Source organism: Mesorhizobium sp. M0437, from assembly GCF_040321335.1.
GTDB lineage: Bacteria > Pseudomonadota > Alphaproteobacteria > Rhizobiales > Rhizobiaceae > Mesorhizobium.
On sequence record NZ_JAMYRK010000018.1, the window covers coordinates 1 to 16,355 of the forward strand.

The following is a 16,355-nucleotide window of genomic DNA, read 5'->3' on the forward strand; positions in this document are numbered from 1 at the left end:
GCCAGACTCAACTGACCCAGAACACGATCCACCATCGCGAATCTCCCTGCTCCAACCTCACAACAGAATCACTGATCGGCTTCTGTGCAAAGATCTCACAAGGGGAGAAGGAGGCGCTACTACCTCACCCTGCCGACATCCGCGCCAGCTGCAAATCGACAAACTGGATGCCCCGCGCGGCCGTGCGCGCCCATTCGGAATTGGCGTCGAGCTCGAGATAGCGCACCCAGCGACGCCGCGCCTCGGCGAGATTGCCGGCGTCGAACTCCAGCCTCGCAAGGTTGAATACCGCATCGGCATAATCAGCGTCCAATGCGATCGCCTTGAGCAAATGGCGGCGCGCCGAGGCTACCCGCCCCTCCTCGCTCATCAGCCCGGCGAGATTGAACCAGGCCTCGACGAAGCCGGGATCGAGCTTTATGGCGCGGGCATAGTCGTGCGCCGCCTCGGCCGCCTGGCCGGCGGCGCGCAGGCAGTTGGCGCGGTTGAAGGCGGCGATGGCATCGCTTGGGTCGATGGCCAGGCAGCGCTGGTAGAGCGCCGCCGCCTGCTCGTGCTCTTCAGCCCCTTCCGCCGCCTCGGCATCGGCGAACAGCTCTTCCAGCGTGTCGTCATCCTGCGTTCCCAGATCGAACAGCAGCTGGCCGTCGAGTTCGCTCTGGCCGCCTTCGAGATAGATCGCATCGGCCCGCCCGTGCTGCGAGCCGACGGCGAGCGACTTGGCGGTGAGCGAGGCGACCGGGCCTGAGCGGTGCACCGAGCGCGCAATCGCCCCCCACGAGGCGCCGCCGGCAACCAGCCCGGCATATTTGCGGGCGAGGATCAGGTCGCGAAAGGAATACGGTTCGCAATCATGCTCGAAGGCATCGAACAGCGACAAAAGGTCGAGATCCTCGCCGGTCAGCCGCGACTGGTCGATCAGCGACTGCCGCGACAGCGCAGAAGCCTCCGGCGCCTTCATCAATCCGAGCAGGCGCAGGAAGCCGTTCTCGCTGACCAGCTTGCGCCCGGCCGCGCGCTCCGCAGCAGCCCGACGCTCGATCTCGCCATCGCCGGCTTTGGCGAGCAACTTGCGGCCCAACACGACATGTGTGGTGCGCCGAGTGACGCCGCGCCGCAACTGGCCGTGCTGGCGCTCGACCTCGCGCGCCGCCAGCCTGAGCGGAAAGGCCGCCAGCGCGCCGACGATGCCGAAGACCGTGCCGGCGAGAGCCGTCACGCCTTGCTCTTGCCGACGGCTTTGAGAAGGTTCGCCTTGAGCGGGTTTTCCTTGGCCGCGCCAGCGCCGGCCTTGGCGGATTTCGCCGCGGGCTTGGCCGTTTCATCGGCCTTGCTCTTCGACTTGGCCGGCGGTTTGGCCGATTGCGACAGGCTCGCCTTCAGCGCATCCATGAGATTGATGACATTGCCGCGCTCGGGGGCCGCCGCGATGATCGGCTTATGGCCCTTCAGCTTCTCGCGGATCATCGCCATCAGCGCGATCTCGTAGCGGTCCTCGTAATTCTTCGGATCGAAGGTGGTTTCCTTTTGCTTGATCAGCGCCTCGGCCAATTGCAGCATTTCGGGATCGGGGTTTCCGGCCGGGATATTGCCGAAATACTCAGCCGTGCCACGCACTTCGTTCGGATTCCTCAAGGTGCAGACGAACATGCCGTTCTCGCGCGGGCCGATCGTCACCACGCGCTCGCGGCTGGACAGCACCAGGCGGGCGATCGCCAGCTTGCCGGATTTGCGCATGGCTTCGCGCAGCACGGCGAAGGTCTCCTCGGCCATTGCGCCGTCCGGCGCCAGGTAATAGGGCGCGTCCTGATAGATGACGTCGACCGAATGCTCGTCGACAAAAGCCTCGATGTTCATCGTATGGTTGGATTCGATGCGCACCGCATCGAGATCGGAGTCCTCGATGATGATGTACTGCTTGTCCTCGTATTCGTAGCCCTTGACCAGGTCCGAACGCTCGACCAGCCCGAGCTCGGGGTCGACCGGCTTCATGTTGATGCGGTTGTGCGTCTTCTTGTGCAGCTGGTTGAAGCTGATGCGTTCACTCGCGCTCGTCGCCGGATAGAGCCGGACCGGACAGCTGACCAGACTGAGCTTGAGGTAACCTTTCCAACTTGCCCTGGGCGCCATGAATACTCCTACGCGGCCTTGTGCTGTCGAACTGTTCGCAGCGTTCATTCGTCCCGAGGACGAATGCGGCTGCCGAAATCCTACATTGCCCTTACAATGCCGGCAAATCCCTAGCGAAATCTTCCTCCGCCGGAGCCCCTGCAGGTAAGAGGTCCGTGGCGAAGAATAATTCAAATTTTCCGGAGCGTCGATGGAGTCTGGGGCCGCGCCGGCACGACTACCTCGCGGTGCCTATCACCGGCAAATCCCGGGCGAAATCTTCCATGTCGGCCCAAGGGTCGCCTGACGTCGCCAGCAGGCCCGGCAATGACGAATAATTCAGATCCTGCGGGGCGTCGATGGTCGCCAGGTCGCTCCAGCTCACCGGCGTCGAGGCCGGCAAATTGGTGCGGGCGCGCAGCGAATAGGGAGCCGCCGAGGTGTGGCCGCGCGCATTGCGGTGATAATCGATGAAGATGCGCCGCTTGCGGTTATCCTTGCCCATGGTGGTGGTGAAAGTGTCGGGCGCGGTGGCGGCAAGATGCGTCGAGATGGCGCTGGTCGCCTGGTGCAGTTTCTTCCAGTTCTGCTTTTGCGTCACCGGCACTGATACGTGGATGCCGTGGCCGCCGGACGTCTTGGCGAACGGCACCAGCCCTAGCGCTTCCAGCTCGCCCTTAATGTGCACCGCCGCCTCAACCACCTCGCGCCAGGCGATCCCCTCGCCCGGGTCGAGGTCGAAAACGATCAGGTCCGGCTTGTCGAGCCGCGTGCGATGGGTGCCCCAGGTGTGGAACTCGACGACACCGAACTGCGCCAGCGCCAGATAGCCCTTGGCGTCTTCCACCGAGAGATAGGATTTGGTCTCGCCCTCCGAATTGGTCGCTTCGAAAGTCGCCACGGATGACGGCATGCCGGTGAAGGCGTGGCGCTGGAAGAAACAGTCCTGCGGCCTGCCGGTCGGGCAGCGCACCAGCGACACCGGCCGGCCGAGAATGTGCGGCAGCATGAAATCGCCGACCAGCGCATAATAGACGGCAATGTCGAGCTTGGTCGGGCCGGTCTTGCCGAACAGCCGTCGCGTCGGGTTGGTCACCCAGATGGTGGCGAGGTCGGCCTCGGCGATCAGCCGCTTGCGCTTGGCCGAAACCGGCGTCGACAGGCCGACGTCGCGCAGGCCGCGGAACACGGCATGGCGCAGCGCATTGTCGGTGGTCCGGTTGGCGTAGTGGATGTGCGCCGAAAGCAGCGGCCGCACCCATTTCATCTCGCGCATGATTTCGCGCGGAACGCCTTCCGGCGCGGACGCCCCGGCGCGCAACGGCTCCAGCCGCGCCAGCAACTCGCCGGCGGTGGCGGCGTCGAAGCCGGTGCCGACCTTGCCGCGATAGTGCAATTCGCCATCCTCGAATTCGCCGAGGCCGAGTGCGGCCAGCCCCTCGGCCGCATCGGAGACTGTGTAGCCGGCGATGACGAAGTCGCCGGTCTGAAGCGCCTTGGTCTTGGTCCAGGTCTTGGTACGGCCGCTCTGGTAGATTGCCGTGGCGCGCTTGGAGACGACACCCTCGAGCCCCATCTCGGACGCCTGGTCATAAAGTGCCTGGCCGTCTCCTTCGACATGATCGCTGAGCTGGATGGCCGAATTGGCGCCGAGACCGGACAGCAATTGCGAAAGCAGCGCCTTGCGCCGGCGGAGCGGCGCTTGTCTCAGGTCCCAGCCGTCGAGATACAGAAGATCGAAGGCGTAGAAGTGGAGCTTGTTGCCGGCGCCTTCGGCCAGCGCATTCTGCAAAAGGGCAAAGCGGCTGATGCCCTTGGCGTCGAGCGCGACGACCTCGCCGTCGATGATCGCCTCGCGGCACGGCAGCCTGGCGAAGGCAAGGGGCAGGTCGCCATAGCGCTTCGTCCAGTCGAGGCCGGCGCGGGTGATCAGCCTGACTGCGCCGTTAGCGAGATGCGCCATGGTGCGGTAGCCATCGAATTTGATCTCGTGCAGCCAGACTTCGCCCGTTCGGGCCGCTGGGTCATCGCCGCCCGGCGGTTTCGAAACCTGCGTCGCCAGTTGCGGCTCGATGCGGGTGGGCAGCGGCGCCTTGACGGCGCCCGGCAAAGCACCTGGCTTCAGCACCACCGGCCTGGCAGGCTTGGCGGCCGGCTTCGGCGTTGCCGCCAGTTCCTCGATGCGGCGTCCGGATTTGACGCTTTCCGGCCGGGCTTCCAGTATGTCGAGCTTGGCGTCGGCGGCGAGATCGCGCTCCTTGAACAGCAGCCAGTTCTTCTTGCCCGCATCCTCGCCGGGCTTCGGTTTCAGCCGCGTCAGCATCCAGCCGCCATTCAGCTTTTCGCCGGCGAGGCGGAACTTGAAGGAACCGGTGCGCAGGCTCTTCTCGACATCGTCCATCGGCGCCCAGACGCCGGTGTCCCAGACGATCATCGGCCCGCCGCCATATTCGCCTTCGGGAATGACACCTTCGAAGTCGATATACTCGAGCGGATGGTCCTCGGTCTCGACCGCCAGCCGTTTGTCGGCGGGGTTGAGCGACGGGCCGCGCGGCACCGCCCAGCTCTTCAGCACGTCGCCGACCTGCAGGCGAAGGTCGTAGTGGTCGGCGGTGGCGTGGTGCTTGTGAACGACGAAGCGGTTGCCTTCCCCGGCAACCAGCCCGCCGGCGGGTTCCGGCGTCCTCGTGAACTCGCGCTTGGCGCGATAGGCCTTGAGCTTTGGCGGGGCGGTCACGGCCACATGCTCTTGCGCAAAAACAACGGCTTGATGCGCATGTCTTGAATCATTTTGTCAGCATGCGGCAGGTCGGCGTCATGCCGCTCAATCGTCGGTGGCCGGCGTCAATTCGAGCTCGGCCGGCGACAGGCCCTGCTGCAGCTGGCTGAGCCGGAATTCGTCGACCCAATAGGCCTCGCCGTTGACCAGCACCCGCGCGCTGTAGCTGCCGGCCGAAAAACGCTGCGCGGTGATGTACACCTTGTGGCGGTCGAGCGCGTTCCGCACCGCGGCGCGCTTGGATTTCTGACTGGCGACGGAACTGGCCATGCTGGTTACTCACGCACAAGCCGCAAGGCGGCGTGCCTTAAGGATGGCCGAGAGCGTGTCGGCTGTCAATTTGGCGGTCGCTGCGAGCCGCGCGCGGTAGCGCGTTCTTGCGCAAAGCTCCGGCCTTGGCTAGCATCCGCCGGCAGGCACCGAGCGGAGGAGAACGTCGCGGTGGACCGGCTGGAGCGCCGTTGCGTCCCTTCAAACACGAGTTGGGCGCTCGAAGGACACTCCATTTTTGAATCGACGCAAGGAACCTTCCGGAAAACCCATTCCGGTTTCGGGGTCGTGCGCTCATCTGGGAGGAGACTAAATTGATCAACAGACGTGAATTCCTGCTGTCGACCGCGGCGATGGGCGCTTTGGCGCTGGCCGCTCCGCAACTGGCTTTTGCCCAGGACAAGCTGACCATCCTGGGTTCGGTGCCGAGCCTCGGCTTTCCGTTCTTCGTGCACATGCTGAACCAGATCAAGGCGGAAGCCCAGGCCCAGGGCGTCAACCTGGTCGAAAGCGACGGCCAGAACTCGGCGCCCAAGCAGACCGCCGATATCGAAGCGGCGCTCGTGCAGAAGGTCAACGCCATCGTCATCTCGCCGCTCGACGTCAATGCGCTGGCCCCAGCCATCGAGGAAGCGGTCAAGGCCGGCGTTCCCGTCGTCACCATCGACCGCCGTGTCGAAGGCGTCGAGGGCATCCTTGCCCATGTCGGCGCGGACAACGTCAAGGGCGGCGAGGCCGAAGCGAAGGCCATGGTGGCGGCATTCCCGAACGGCGCCAAGATCTTCCATCTGCAGGGCCAGCCCGGTGCCGGCCCGGCGATCGACCGCAACAAGGGTGTGCACAACGTCCTCGATCCGATGAAGGACAAGTACCAGATCATCTTCGAGCAGACCGCCAACTTCGCCCGCGCCGAGGCGCTGTCCGTCACCGAGGCCGGCCTTGCCGCCAACGGCAAGCCCGACGCGATCATCTGCGCCAATGACGACATGGCGCTTGGCGCGGTTGAAGCCTGCGCGGCGCGCAACTTCACCGACGTCAAGATCTACGGCTTCGACGCGCTTCCCGAAGCGCTGGTCGCAGTGCGCGACGGCAAGCTGGCCGGAACGGTCGAGCAATTCCCCGGCGAACAATCGCGCACTGCGGTGCAGATCGCGGTCGCCTATGCCAGGGACAAGACCGAGCCGAAGGAAAAGCTGGTGCTTTTGACGCCGATCGTCATCGGCAAGGACAATCTCGACAAGGCGGAGAGGCTGGGCGAGACGAAGTAAGGTTGCACAAAGGGCGCGCAGCGGCAAAAGTAGCATTCTGTCGCGCCCCCCCTCTGCCCTGCCGGGCATCTCCCCCACTTGGGGGGAGATCGGAAGCTTCGCCGATGGCGCCTTTTCTGCAACGCAGGAAGGTTGGCGAAAGACATCCAATCTCCCCCCTCGTGGGGGAGATGTCAGGCAGGACAGAGGGGGGCGCTGTCCCGCCGACAATCGCAATCCAGGAGCAAACTTTGCCCAAGGCAGCCGCCATCGCGCCCTCTCCCGCCCTGCTCACCGTCGAGGGCGTGACCAAGCGCTTTGCCGGCGTCACCGCGCTGAACGACGTTTCGCTCGAAGTCCGCCCCGGCGAGATTCTCGGCCTGCTCGGCGAGAACGGAGCCGGCAAATCGACGCTGCTCAAGATCCTGTCCGGCGTGATGCCGCCGTCCAGCGGCCGCATCGTCTTCGATGGGGTCGAATTCAGCCCGCACAATCCGCAGGATGCCAAGCGCCACGGCATCGTAACAATCTACCAGGAACTGAGCCTGATCCCGACGCTGACCGTGGCGGAGAATATCTTCATCGGTCGCGCGCCGCTCGGCCGGTTCGGGCTGGTCAGCTGGCGGAAGATGGAGGAAGATTCGCGCGCGATCATCGCTCGCGTCGGCCTCGACCTCGACCCGGCGACGCCGGTGTCGGCGCTGTCGGTGGCCGAGCAGCAGCTGGTCGAGATCGCCCGCGCGCTGTCGCTGAAGAGCCGCTTGATCATCATGGACGAGCCGACCTCGGCGCTGACCGAAACCGAAGTGCACAGGCTGATGTCGATCATGGACCGGCTGCGCAAGGATGGCGTCGCCATCATGTTCGTCACCCACCGGCTGGAGGAGGCCTCGGCGATCTGCGACCGCATGACGGTGCTGCGCGACGGCAGGCTGGCCGGCCATCTCGACCGCGAAGGCGGGCCGATCAAACTGCCGAAGATCATCGAGAAGATGGTCGGCCGCGCCGCTTCCGAGCTCTATGCCAGGCCGACGCAGCGCGACGTCGCCGGCGACGTCCGGCTCTCGGTGCGCGGCCTGCGCACGGTGCGCGATCCGCAGGCGCCGCACGCCATCGTGCTCGAAGGCGTCGATCTCGACCTCAAGGCGGGCGAAATCCTCGGCGTCGCCGGGCTCGTCGGCTCCGGCCCCACCGAGCTCGCCCGCGCCATCTTCGGCGCCGACCGCATTGCCGCCGGCACCATCACGCTCGACGGCAAGCCGATCGCGCCCGCCTCACCCGCCGACGCCATCGAGCTCGGCATCGGCCTGGTGCCGGAGGACCGCAAGCACCAGGCAATCTTCGCAGCACTCGCCATCCTCACCAATTTCTCGATCGCCGCGCTCGACCGCTACTCCAGTGTCGGCTTCATGGCCGAGCGGCGCGAACGCGAGGCGCTGGCGAACTACAGGAAGATGCTGTCGATCCGCATGGCTTCGCCCGAGCAGGCGATCGAGGGCCTGTCCGGCGGCAACCAGCAGAAGGTGATCCTTGCCCGCTGGCTGGCGCGCGATCCCAAGGTACTGATCGTCGATGAACCGACGCGCGGCGTCGATGTCGGCGCCAAGGCGGAAGTGCACCAGATCCTGGTGGAGCTCGCCGCGCGCGGCATCGCCATCATGATGATCTCGTCCGAGCTGCCCGAAGTGCTTGCGGTGTCGGACAGGATCGTCACCATGCGGCGCGGGCGCATTACCGGCGAGATGCCCGGCGTCGAGGCGACCGAGGAGAAATTGATGGAACTGATGGCGCTCGACCAGAAGCAGGAAGCAACGCAATGACCAGCACGACCGAACGGAGCCAGCGCGGCGGTGTCAATATTGCGCGGCTGCTGATGAGTTTCGGCCCACTGATGTTCCTGGCGTTGCTGATCGTCGTCTTCACCGTGCTGAAGCCGAGCTTCATCGACCCGATCAACCTGTTCAACATCATGCGCCAGATCTCGATCACCGGCCTGATCGCGCTCGGCATGACCTTCGTCATCCTCACCGCCGGGATCGACCTGTCGGTCGGCTCGCTGCTCGCCTTCTGCGGCATGGTCGCGGCGGTGGTGGCCAAGGGCGGCACCGCCAACACGCTGTCGCTGTCGACAACGGGCACGCAGGGCTATGGCTGGTTCGCCGCCCTTCTCGCCGCCGTCGTCGTCGGTGCCATGGCCGGCGGCGTCCAGGGCTTTGCCATCACCAGGCTGAAAGTGCCGCCCTTCGTCGTCACGCTTGGCGGCCTCACCGTGTTTCGCGGCCTGACCTTGACGATTTCCAATGGCGGCCCGATCTCCGGCTTCGACGCCTCGATGCGCTGGTTCGGTACCGGCCTGATCGGCCCGGTTCCGGTGCCGGCGATCATCTTCGCGATTGCCGCGATCCTTTGCCATATCGTGCTGCGCTACACACGTTACGGCCGCGCGGTCTATGCCGTCGGCGGCAATGCCGAGGCGGCACGACTCTCCGGCCTGCGTGTCGACCGCATCCTGATCTCGGTCTACATCATCGTCGGCTTCTTCGCCGGCCTTGCCGCCTTCGTTTTGTCGGCGCGGCTCAACTCCTCCGAAGCCGTCGCCGGCATCGGCTACGAGCTGACGGTGATCTCGGCGGTCGTCATCGGCGGCACCTCGCTGTTCGGCGGCATCGGCAGCGTCGGCGGCACGGTGGTCGGTGCAGGACTGATCGGCGTCTTGCAGAACGGGCTGCAGTTCAACAACGTCTCGTCCTACACGCAAAGCATCGTCATCGGCCTGATCCTCATCCTCGCCGTGGCCTTCGACCGCTGGCTGAAATCGCGGGTAAGGCGGTGATACAGGTGCCATGCCTATCCAGGTCGGCGGGTCAGCACCCCCCTCTGTCCTGCCGGCCATCTCCCCCTCAAGGGGGGAGATTGGACGTCGCTCCAGCTTTCGCCAATCTCTAAAGAAGGGAGAATTTTCGGCGAAGCTGCCAATCTCCCCCCTTGAGGGGGAGATGTCCGGCAGGACAGAGGGGGGTGTTCAAGCGCAGCATAGAGAAGATGGGCAAGGTTCGCGCTGAGGAATAGAAGTAGTGAATCACTATCCCGTACCTCCCCGTAACCGCGGCAATGCGCACAAGATGCGCAAGGCCATGACGGATGCCGAGCTGAAGCTCTGGAATGAGGTCAGGGCGCATCGACTCATGGGGCTGGCATTTCGGCGGCAGATGCCAATTGCAGGCCATATTGTCGATTTTGCCTGCCCGGACAAAAAGCTGATTGTCGAACTGGATGGCTCCCAGCATGCCCGGGCCGATGCCTCAATATCGGACGCTACCAGAAGCGCACGGCTTGAAGCGCTGGGCTGGACTATCCTGCGGTTCTGGAACGACGACGTCATTCGCGATATCGACAATGTCTGCCAGCACATAGTCATGGTGGCCGGCGCGGATGTGCGCTGAACTCAGCCGTGCAGGGCCGGCGGGACAGCACCTCTCTGTCTTGCCGGACATCTCCGCTCAAAAGGGGCAGGTTTCTGAGGCGAGGTGCCAATGACCCAAATAAGAACCATGACCGAACAGGACGTTCCGGCGGTGTCGCGGCTGCTTGGAGGGTCCTGGCGACACACCTATTCGCCGATCCTGGGTGCCGAGACCACGGCTCGGCTGTCGGATGAGAGGCACGCGCCGGAGCGGTTGGCGGCCGAGCTCAGGGACGACAGCAAGATGTCCTTCGTCGCTGAGCGGGCTGACGGCTCGCTCGCCGGTTATGCGATGGCCGCGATGGACGACAAAGGCGAGGTCATGCTCGAGCGGCTCCATATAGACAAAAGCGAGTACGGCACCGGCCTTGCCGCCGACCTGCTGCATGCCGTTCTTGCCGCGCATGCGGGTATTCCCAGCATCGCCCTGGAAGTGATCGGGGGCAACGACCGCGCAATCGCCTTCTATCGCACGCACGGCTTCGAGGTCGTCGAGCGCCGGCCGGCTGCACACGGGGTGGGCGGCCATGCCTCGCTGATCATGCGCCGGCTGCTACCGATGGCTTAGTAGGCGAAAGCGGCTGAGCGCGTAATCTCCCCCCTCGAGGGGGAGATGGCCGGCAGGCCAGAGGGGGTAGCCGCGCGTGAGGCGCCAACTTTCTCTTTCGTCCAACATGGCGTCGCGCCAGGACGTACCGACCCCCTCTGTCGCCTTCGGCGACATCTCCCCCTCAAGGGACCCTCAAGGGGGGAGATTGGCGACTTCTCCAACCGCTCAGGCTGGGGCGTTGACGCGCTGTGCGCGCGTTGCCCAATCGGCAACCGTCGCGCCAGCAACGCTCTCGCCGGCAACCATCCCGTTCGTCTGCGGCGCAAGCAGGCCGTTGCGGCGGGCGAAGGCAACGAAGGTGGCGCGCGCCGTCTCGGCGTCGATCTCTCCTTCCAGTGCTGCACGGCACGCTTTTGCGGCGATGTCATGCGCGGCCGTCCGGCTCGTTGCCGGCCACTCAGCCAAAAGTGCATAAGCCTCAGCCGCGCTTTCTATCTTCGTCGGCGTACCGAGGCCGGTGAGGATGGTAACCGGCTTGTCGAACGAAGCACGATCGATGACACTCTCCTTTCCTGGCTCAATCGGCTCCTTGCGGAACTCAACCGCGCGGGCGCTTCGATCCGCCTGCAGGACGGCGTCGATCGGCGAATGCAATACGGCTTGCATGCCCGGCCGCGGCAGCAGCCGATGCACCTTGACCAGCGCCTCGAGCCAGGCCGCCACGCCCAGCGGCGGATGTTCGCGCCCGTAGAGCCACGCCTTTGCCTTGGCGAGCGGGTATCCCGCCTCTTCGGCGAAATCGGTTTCCGACCAACGCAGCAGGCGCAGGCATTCGCGCATCCGCGCCGCGATCATTTGCGCTCCTCCGTGCCGGCCCCCACGCGTTGAGCCGACAGAAACATCAGCGTGTAGGCCGCCTTGCGGCGGTCCCAGCCGGCCGACTCGGCCATATCCAGCAAGCCGTCGACCAAAGGCGCCAGCGCCGCCCTGCAGTCGGCTTCATAGTTGAAATCGTTTTTCGGGCGGGTCGGCGCCGCGATCTTTCCAAAACTGTCCATCATATCCATGGCAACACCTGCTCAGCATTAGTCCCGGACCGGCAAGACCGTGCCCGCTTTTGGCGGACACGGTCCATCTGCCGTTTCGAAGTCGCGCTTTGGAAGCCTGGCCTTAGAAGTCCATGCCGCCACCGCCGGGCATGGCCGGCGCGGCAGCTTCCTTCTTCGGCTTCTCGGCCACCATCGCCTCGGTCGTCACCAGCAGGCCGGCAACAGAGGCGGCACCCTGCAGGGCAGTGCGCACGACCTTGGCCGGGTCGATGACGCCTTGACTGTAGAGGTCGCCGAACTCGTTGGTCTGCGCGTTCCAGCCATAGCCGAACTCGCCCGTCTCGCGCAGCTTGCCGACGATGATCGAACCTTCGGCGCCGGCATTCTCGGCGATCTGGCGCACCGGCGCTTCGATGGCGCGACGCACGATGTCGACACCGGTCTTCTGATCGGGATTGTCGACGACGACATTATCGAGCGCCTTCGCCGCTCTCAACAGCGCCACGCCGCCGCCGGGCAGGATGCCCTCCTCAACCGCCGCGCGTGTGGCGTGCATGGCGTCGTCGACGCGATCCTTGCGCTCCTTGACCTCGATCTCGGTCGAGCCGCCGACACGGATGACGGCGACGCCGCCGGCGAGCTTGGCCAACCGCTCCTGCAGCTTTTCGCGGTCGTAGTCGGAGGTGGTTTCCTCGATCTGCGCCTTGATCTGGCTGATGCGCGCATGGATTTCATCCTTGCGGCCGGCGCCGTCGACGATGGTGGTGTTCTCCTTCTCGATCAGCACCTTCTTGGCGCGGCCGAGCATCTCCAGTGTGACGTTCTCGAGCTTGATGCCGAGGTCCTCCGAGATCGCCGTGCCGCCGGTCAGGATGGCAATATCCTCCAGCATGGCCTTGCGGCGATCGCCGAAGCCCGGTGCCTTGACGGCCGCGACCTTCAGGCCGCCGCGCAGCTTGTTGACGACCAGCGTCGCCAGCGCCTCGCCCTCGACGTCCTCGGCGATGATCAACAGCGGCTTGCCGGATTGCACGGCGGCTTCGAGCACAGGAAGCATGGCCTGCAGGTTGGACAGCTTCTTCTCGTGGATCAGCACATAGGGTTCTTCGAGTTCGACGCGCATCTTATCCTGATTGGTGATGAAATAGGGCGAGAGGTAGCCACGGTCGAACTGCATGCCTTCGACCACTTCCAACTCGGTCTCAGCGGTCTTCGCTTCCTCGACAGTGATGACACCCTCATTGCCAACCTTTTCCATCGCCTCTGCGAGGAAGCGGCCGATCTCGGCATCGCCATTGGCAGAGATGGCGCCGACCTGAGCGATTTCGTCGTTCCTGGTCACCTTGCGGGCATTGGATTTCAGGTCGGCGACCACGGCGTCGACCGCCTTGTCGATGCCGCGCTTCAAATCCATCGGGTTCATGCCGGCAGCGACCGCCTTGGCCCCTTCCCTGACAATGGCCTGAGCAAGAATCGTCGCGGTCGTGGTGCCATCGCCTGCGGTGTCGCTGGTCTTCGAAGCAACTTCGCGGACCATCTGAGCGCCCATGTTCTCGAACTTGTCCTCGAGCTCGATCTCTTTTGCCACCGTCACGCCGTCCTTGGTGATGCGCGGCGCGCCGAACGATTTGTCGAAGACAACGTTGCGGCCCTTGGGACCAAGCGTCACCTTCACCGCATTGGCAAGCATATCGACACCGCGTAACATCTTCTCGCGGGCTTCGGTATGAAATTTCACATCTTTGGCAGCCATTGGAACACTCCTCGATAGGCAGCTTTTCGTTGACTGGAATGCTTGTTCAGGCCCCGCTCAGGCAGCCTTCTTCATCTCGCCCGTGGCTTCGATCACGCCCAGCACGTCGCTCTCTTTCATGATGAGCAGATCCTCGCCATTGAGCTTGATCTCGGTGCCGGACCATTTGCCGAACAAAATGCGGTCGCCGACCTTGACGTCGAGCGGCTGCAATTGGCCGCTGTCGTCGCGCGCGCCCGGACCGGCGGCAATGACCTCGCCCTCCTGCGGCTTCTCCTTGGCGGTGTCGGGGATGATGATGCCGCCCGCGGTCTTTTCGTCGACCTCGATGCGGCGGACCAGGATGCGGTCATGCAATGGACGGAACGCCATGTCGTTCTCCTCTCGGGACAAACAGATTTTCGAACATCCTCCTGACCGGACCGGCAATATCGGCCCGGCACGGGGTGCGCGATCTCTTCTTCAGGCATCGCGCGCATACGAACTAGTCGCGCTTTTTTCAGCTTTCAAGAGGATCATGCAAAAATTTTAGCACTCGACACCTGAGAGTGCCAATACGCTGTAATTGTTCGCACATTCGCCGTTTCCGGCGCGATGACCCGGCCGGATTTCCAAATCTGTCCGTCTCCTGAGCCGCTTGCCGGCGGCTGGAACCTATGTGGAAGGCGAGGCGTTTTGCAGACCGAGGTTCATTGGGAAAGGAAGGATTGCATGACCAGCAGGGACTTTCAGCTCCAGATGCAAGGGTTTGGCCTCACCACGGCGGAGATCCACTACCGTCTGCCCGATCATCGAAGCCTGCTTCAGCTCTATATCTGGCAGGAATACGATATCGCCCCTGATTTCCCGACGCTGAAGCATTTCCTCGATTTCTGGGAGCGCGAGATCGAAGGCCCGCTACATTCGGTGCGCGTGGCTCATCACCGTCTGATCCAACCGTCCGAATGGCGGGCCGTAAACGGCATTATCACCGTCCACTGAGGAGCAAGCCGATCTGCCGCCAGACAGCAAACAAAGTGCCTCCGAAGCGGGGGAAAGAGGTAGCTGACTCTCCCCCACTTGTTTTGGATCTCACAATATCGGAGGGCGTCCGGACTAGCCGGCGTGGTCGACAGGCTTGCGGGCGAGCAATCCAGCCTTGCGCGCCGCCCTGACGAAGGCCTTGCGCGCATCACGCGCGGTGCGCCAGCCGTCGAGCGCGTCGCGGCAGGTCCGATAGGCGGCGCGCCAGCTCCGGCCGCGTGCACGGTCCGGCCACTGCTGGCGCATGCATTCGATGGCTTCCCAACTGCTGGCGACCTTGCGCTCGCTCGATTGGAATTTCAACGTGATCGGCTCGGCGAAGCGGACGTCGTCCATCACTTCCTCCTTGTTTTCTGATCGTCTTCTTGTTTGAGCAAGCAACGTTACGCTGGCGGCACCGGCGGCCGGCCGGCGCCGCTGAAGGACATGGTTCGTCCCTTTGCGCGGTTCAAGAGCATCGCGGCAACAGCCGGTTATTCCTCCTCGTCCGGCCCTTGCAGCAGTTCGATCAGCGTCGCTACCCTTGCCGTCGGCAGCGGTCGGCCCTCGTTCACCAGCGCCTCGTCGGCGGCGATCCAGGCCAGGGCCTCGCGCAATTCCTGGACCGTCCCGTCCGTCGCCGCAATGTCGGCGATCACGGCTTCGTCGACCGGGCCCAGCACAGAAATGATCTCGTCGCGTGTCATGGTCAGCTCCATCTGCGAGTGCCGGGAACGGGCCCGGCAACACAAGAAATCTGGGTCTTGACCTGCTGCAGACAATAACCGGCCGGGGAAGTCAGCGTTGGCAATTGAAACCAGACAGGCAATCTCGTGCCGGACATCTCCCCACTTGTGGCGAGATTGGCAGCCCCGCCGAACCGACCGAAAACCGGCCCAAAAACCGGCAACGCGAGAGCCACCGGGGTCTTGACTTGCGGCGGACAATAACCAGATCGAAGGCACCGGTCGCCGAAATGGGGCCGGCGGAACCAGGGAGCGCCAGCTCTTTGGCGCCCCTCGTATCTATGTTGCTCGATGGAGGATGTAGCTATGAGAACCGCATTCGACTTTTCCCCGCTCTATCGGTCGAGCATCGGCTTCGACCGCGTCTTCAACCTGCTGGAAAATGCTCCGCAGGCCTTCGACGCCTGGCCGCCCTATGACATCGCGCGCAGCGGCGAGAACAACTACCGCGTCACCATCGCCGTAGCCGGGTTTTCCGAGGACGACCTCGAAATCACTCATGAACCCAACCTCCTCATTGTCTCCGGCCAGCACAAGGAGCCGGACAACGCGGAGTATCTGCATCATGGCCTCGCCACACGGCCCTTTACCCGCCGTTTCGAGCTTGCCGATCACGTCAAGGTCGCAGGCGCCTCGCTCGACAACGGCCTGCTCAGCATCGATCTGGTACGTGAGGTGCCAGAGGAGATGAAGCCTCGGCGCATCGCCATCGCGACCGATGTCGCCTCGCCGAAGATCGGGTCGAAGGTCGCGCAGGGCGAAGCAAACAAGCAGGCTGCCTGAATGCACCAGTCGAGAAAGGAGACTATGCAATGGCTATTCGTGATCTCATTCCGTGGGGCCGGGAGAACAATCAGCCCCCCAGCCTGTTCCGCAACGGCGACGGCGATCCCTTCCTGACGCTGCATCGCGAAATGAACCGCCTGTTCGACGAGGCGTTCCGCGGCTTCGACACGAGGCTGCCGTCGCTCGGTGGCTTCTCCGCTGCCCGCGCCAGCTGGCCGAGTGTCGAAATCTCCGATAGCGAAAAGGAGATCCGCGTCACCGCCGAGATCCCCGGCATGGACGAGAAAGACGTCGAGTTGCTGCTCGATGACGGTGTGCTGACGCTGCGCGGCGAGAAGCGCGAAGAGACCGAGGACAAGGACAGGCAGTTCTCCGAACGCTTCTATGGCCGTTTCGAGCGGCGTATCCCGCTCGGCTACGAAGTCGACGAAGACAAGGTGAACGCCGCGTTCCGGAACGGTGTGCTCAGCGTGACGCTGCCCAAGACGGAGCGCGCCCAGGCAAAGGCCAAGCGTATCGCCATCACCGGCGGCGACGGCAAGTCCTGACGGCTCGTAGGACGACGTCCCTTCTGCCTGTCGGTTCCGGCGGGCAGAAGCGG

Annotated in this window: 18 protein-coding genes; 8 read left to right on the forward strand and 10 right to left on the reverse strand. The window is 64.1% G+C overall.

Features of this window, described 5'->3' with window-relative positions; translation table 11 throughout:
- Nucleotides 1-124: 124 nt before the first annotated feature.
- The 4 genes from NKI72_RS13725 to NKI72_RS13740 form a co-directional block, all read right to left on the reverse strand.
- A complete protein-coding gene (locus tag NKI72_RS13725; protein WP_352820026.1) occupies nucleotides 125-1,219 on the reverse strand; it encodes a tetratricopeptide repeat protein in 1,095 nt (364 codons plus the stop codon).
- Nucleotides 1,216-2,130, reverse strand: coding sequence for a non-homologous end joining protein Ku (ku, locus tag NKI72_RS13730; RefSeq protein WP_352834181.1), 915 nt, complete (start codon nucleotides 2,128-2,130; stop codon nucleotides 1,216-1,218). Before ku ends, NKI72_RS13725 begins: the two co-directional genes overlap by 4 nt.
- 217 nt (nucleotides 2,131-2,347) lie before the next feature.
- Complete coding sequence (ligD, locus tag NKI72_RS13735; protein WP_352834178.1) at nucleotides 2,348-4,846, reverse strand: DNA ligase D; 2,499 nt, start codon at nucleotides 4,844-4,846, stop codon at nucleotides 2,348-2,350.
- A gap of 87 nt (nucleotides 4,847-4,933) precedes the next feature.
- A complete protein-coding gene (locus tag NKI72_RS13740) occupies nucleotides 4,934-5,158 on the reverse strand; it encodes a hypothetical protein (protein ID WP_352472112.1) in 225 nt (74 codons plus the stop codon).
- A 317-nt stretch (nucleotides 5,159-5,475) separates the two neighbouring features.
- Between NKI72_RS13740 and NKI72_RS13745 the strand changes: the two genes are divergently transcribed.
- The 5 genes from NKI72_RS13745 (at nucleotide 5,476) to NKI72_RS13765 (ending at nucleotide 10,436) form a co-directional block, all read left to right on the forward strand.
- Nucleotides 5,476-6,426 (forward strand): substrate-binding domain-containing protein, encoded by a 951-nt coding sequence (locus NKI72_RS13745; protein ID WP_352472200.1) that lies wholly within the window; start codon nucleotides 5,476-5,478, stop codon nucleotides 6,424-6,426.
- Between the two features lie 230 nt (nucleotides 6,427-6,656).
- Nucleotides 6,657-8,225, forward strand: coding sequence for a sugar ABC transporter ATP-binding protein (locus NKI72_RS13750; protein ID WP_352850220.1), 1,569 nt, complete (start codon nucleotides 6,657-6,659; stop codon nucleotides 8,223-8,225).
- Nucleotides 8,222-9,238 carry an ABC transporter permease gene (locus tag NKI72_RS13755; protein WP_352834172.1) on the forward strand — a complete coding sequence of 339 codons (1,017 nt, stop codon included), beginning with the start codon at nucleotides 8,222-8,224 and terminating at the stop codon, nucleotides 9,236-9,238. The genes NKI72_RS13750 and NKI72_RS13755 overlap by 4 nt, the downstream gene beginning before the upstream one ends.
- A gap of 241 nt (nucleotides 9,239-9,479) precedes the next feature.
- Nucleotides 9,480-9,848 (forward strand): endonuclease domain-containing protein, encoded by a 369-nt coding sequence (locus NKI72_RS13760; protein ID WP_352834169.1) that lies wholly within the window; start codon nucleotides 9,480-9,482, stop codon nucleotides 9,846-9,848.
- A 90-nt stretch (nucleotides 9,849-9,938) separates the two neighbouring features.
- Entirely contained in the window at nucleotides 9,939-10,436 is a 498-nt protein-coding gene (locus NKI72_RS13765; protein WP_352834166.1) for a GNAT family N-acetyltransferase, read from the forward strand.
- A 207-nt stretch (nucleotides 10,437-10,643) separates the two neighbouring features.
- Here NKI72_RS13765 and NKI72_RS35455 read toward each other — a convergent pair whose 3' ends face one another.
- The 4 genes from NKI72_RS35455 to NKI72_RS13785 form a co-directional block, all read right to left on the reverse strand.
- Nucleotides 10,644-11,273: a DUF982 domain-containing protein gene (locus tag NKI72_RS35455; RefSeq protein WP_502898586.1), complete on the reverse strand. Its 630-nt coding sequence runs from the start codon at nucleotides 11,271-11,273 to the stop codon at nucleotides 10,644-10,646.
- A complete protein-coding gene (locus tag NKI72_RS13775) occupies nucleotides 11,270-11,485 on the reverse strand; it encodes a hypothetical protein (protein ID WP_254819654.1) in 216 nt (71 codons plus the stop codon). Before NKI72_RS13775 ends, NKI72_RS35455 begins: the two co-directional genes overlap by 4 nt.
- A gap of 103 nt (nucleotides 11,486-11,588) precedes the next feature.
- Nucleotides 11,589-13,220 carry a chaperonin GroEL gene (gene groL, locus NKI72_RS13780; protein ID WP_352472117.1) on the reverse strand — a complete coding sequence of 544 codons (1,632 nt, stop codon included), beginning with the start codon at nucleotides 13,218-13,220 and terminating at the stop codon, nucleotides 11,589-11,591.
- Nucleotides 13,221-13,277: 57 nt separating this feature from the next.
- Complete coding sequence (locus NKI72_RS13785; protein WP_352457303.1) at nucleotides 13,278-13,592, reverse strand: co-chaperone GroES; 315 nt, start codon at nucleotides 13,590-13,592, stop codon at nucleotides 13,278-13,280.
- Nucleotides 13,593-13,931: 339 nt separating this feature from the next.
- Between NKI72_RS13785 and NKI72_RS13790 the strand changes: the two genes are divergently transcribed.
- A complete protein-coding gene (locus NKI72_RS13790; protein WP_352457304.1) occupies nucleotides 13,932-14,201 on the forward strand; it encodes an usg protein in 270 nt (89 codons plus the stop codon).
- Between the two features lie 114 nt (nucleotides 14,202-14,315).
- Here the strand turns inward: NKI72_RS13790 and NKI72_RS13795 are convergent, their stop codons facing one another.
- Together NKI72_RS13795 and NKI72_RS13800 are read right to left on the reverse strand one after the other, a co-directional pair.
- On the reverse strand, nucleotides 14,316-14,579 hold the full coding sequence (locus NKI72_RS13795) for a DUF982 domain-containing protein (protein ID WP_352501214.1): 264 nt from the start codon (nucleotides 14,577-14,579) through the stop codon (nucleotides 14,316-14,318).
- Between the two features lie 137 nt (nucleotides 14,580-14,716).
- On the reverse strand, nucleotides 14,717-14,929 hold the full coding sequence (locus NKI72_RS13800; RefSeq protein WP_245274651.1) for a hypothetical protein: 213 nt from the start codon (nucleotides 14,927-14,929) through the stop codon (nucleotides 14,717-14,719).
- Between the two features lie 345 nt (nucleotides 14,930-15,274).
- Here NKI72_RS13800 and NKI72_RS13805 point away from each other — a divergent pair, with 345 nt between their 5' ends.
- Nucleotides 15,275-15,751 carry an Hsp20 family protein gene (locus NKI72_RS13805; protein WP_352834163.1) on the forward strand — a complete coding sequence of 159 codons (477 nt, stop codon included), beginning with the start codon at nucleotides 15,275-15,277 and terminating at the stop codon, nucleotides 15,749-15,751.
- 29 nt (nucleotides 15,752-15,780) lie between these two features.
- Nucleotides 15,781-16,302 carry an Hsp20/alpha crystallin family protein gene (locus NKI72_RS13810; protein ID WP_352541166.1) on the forward strand — a complete coding sequence of 174 codons (522 nt, stop codon included), beginning with the start codon at nucleotides 15,781-15,783 and terminating at the stop codon, nucleotides 16,300-16,302.
- Nucleotides 16,303-16,355 lie beyond the last annotated feature (53 nt).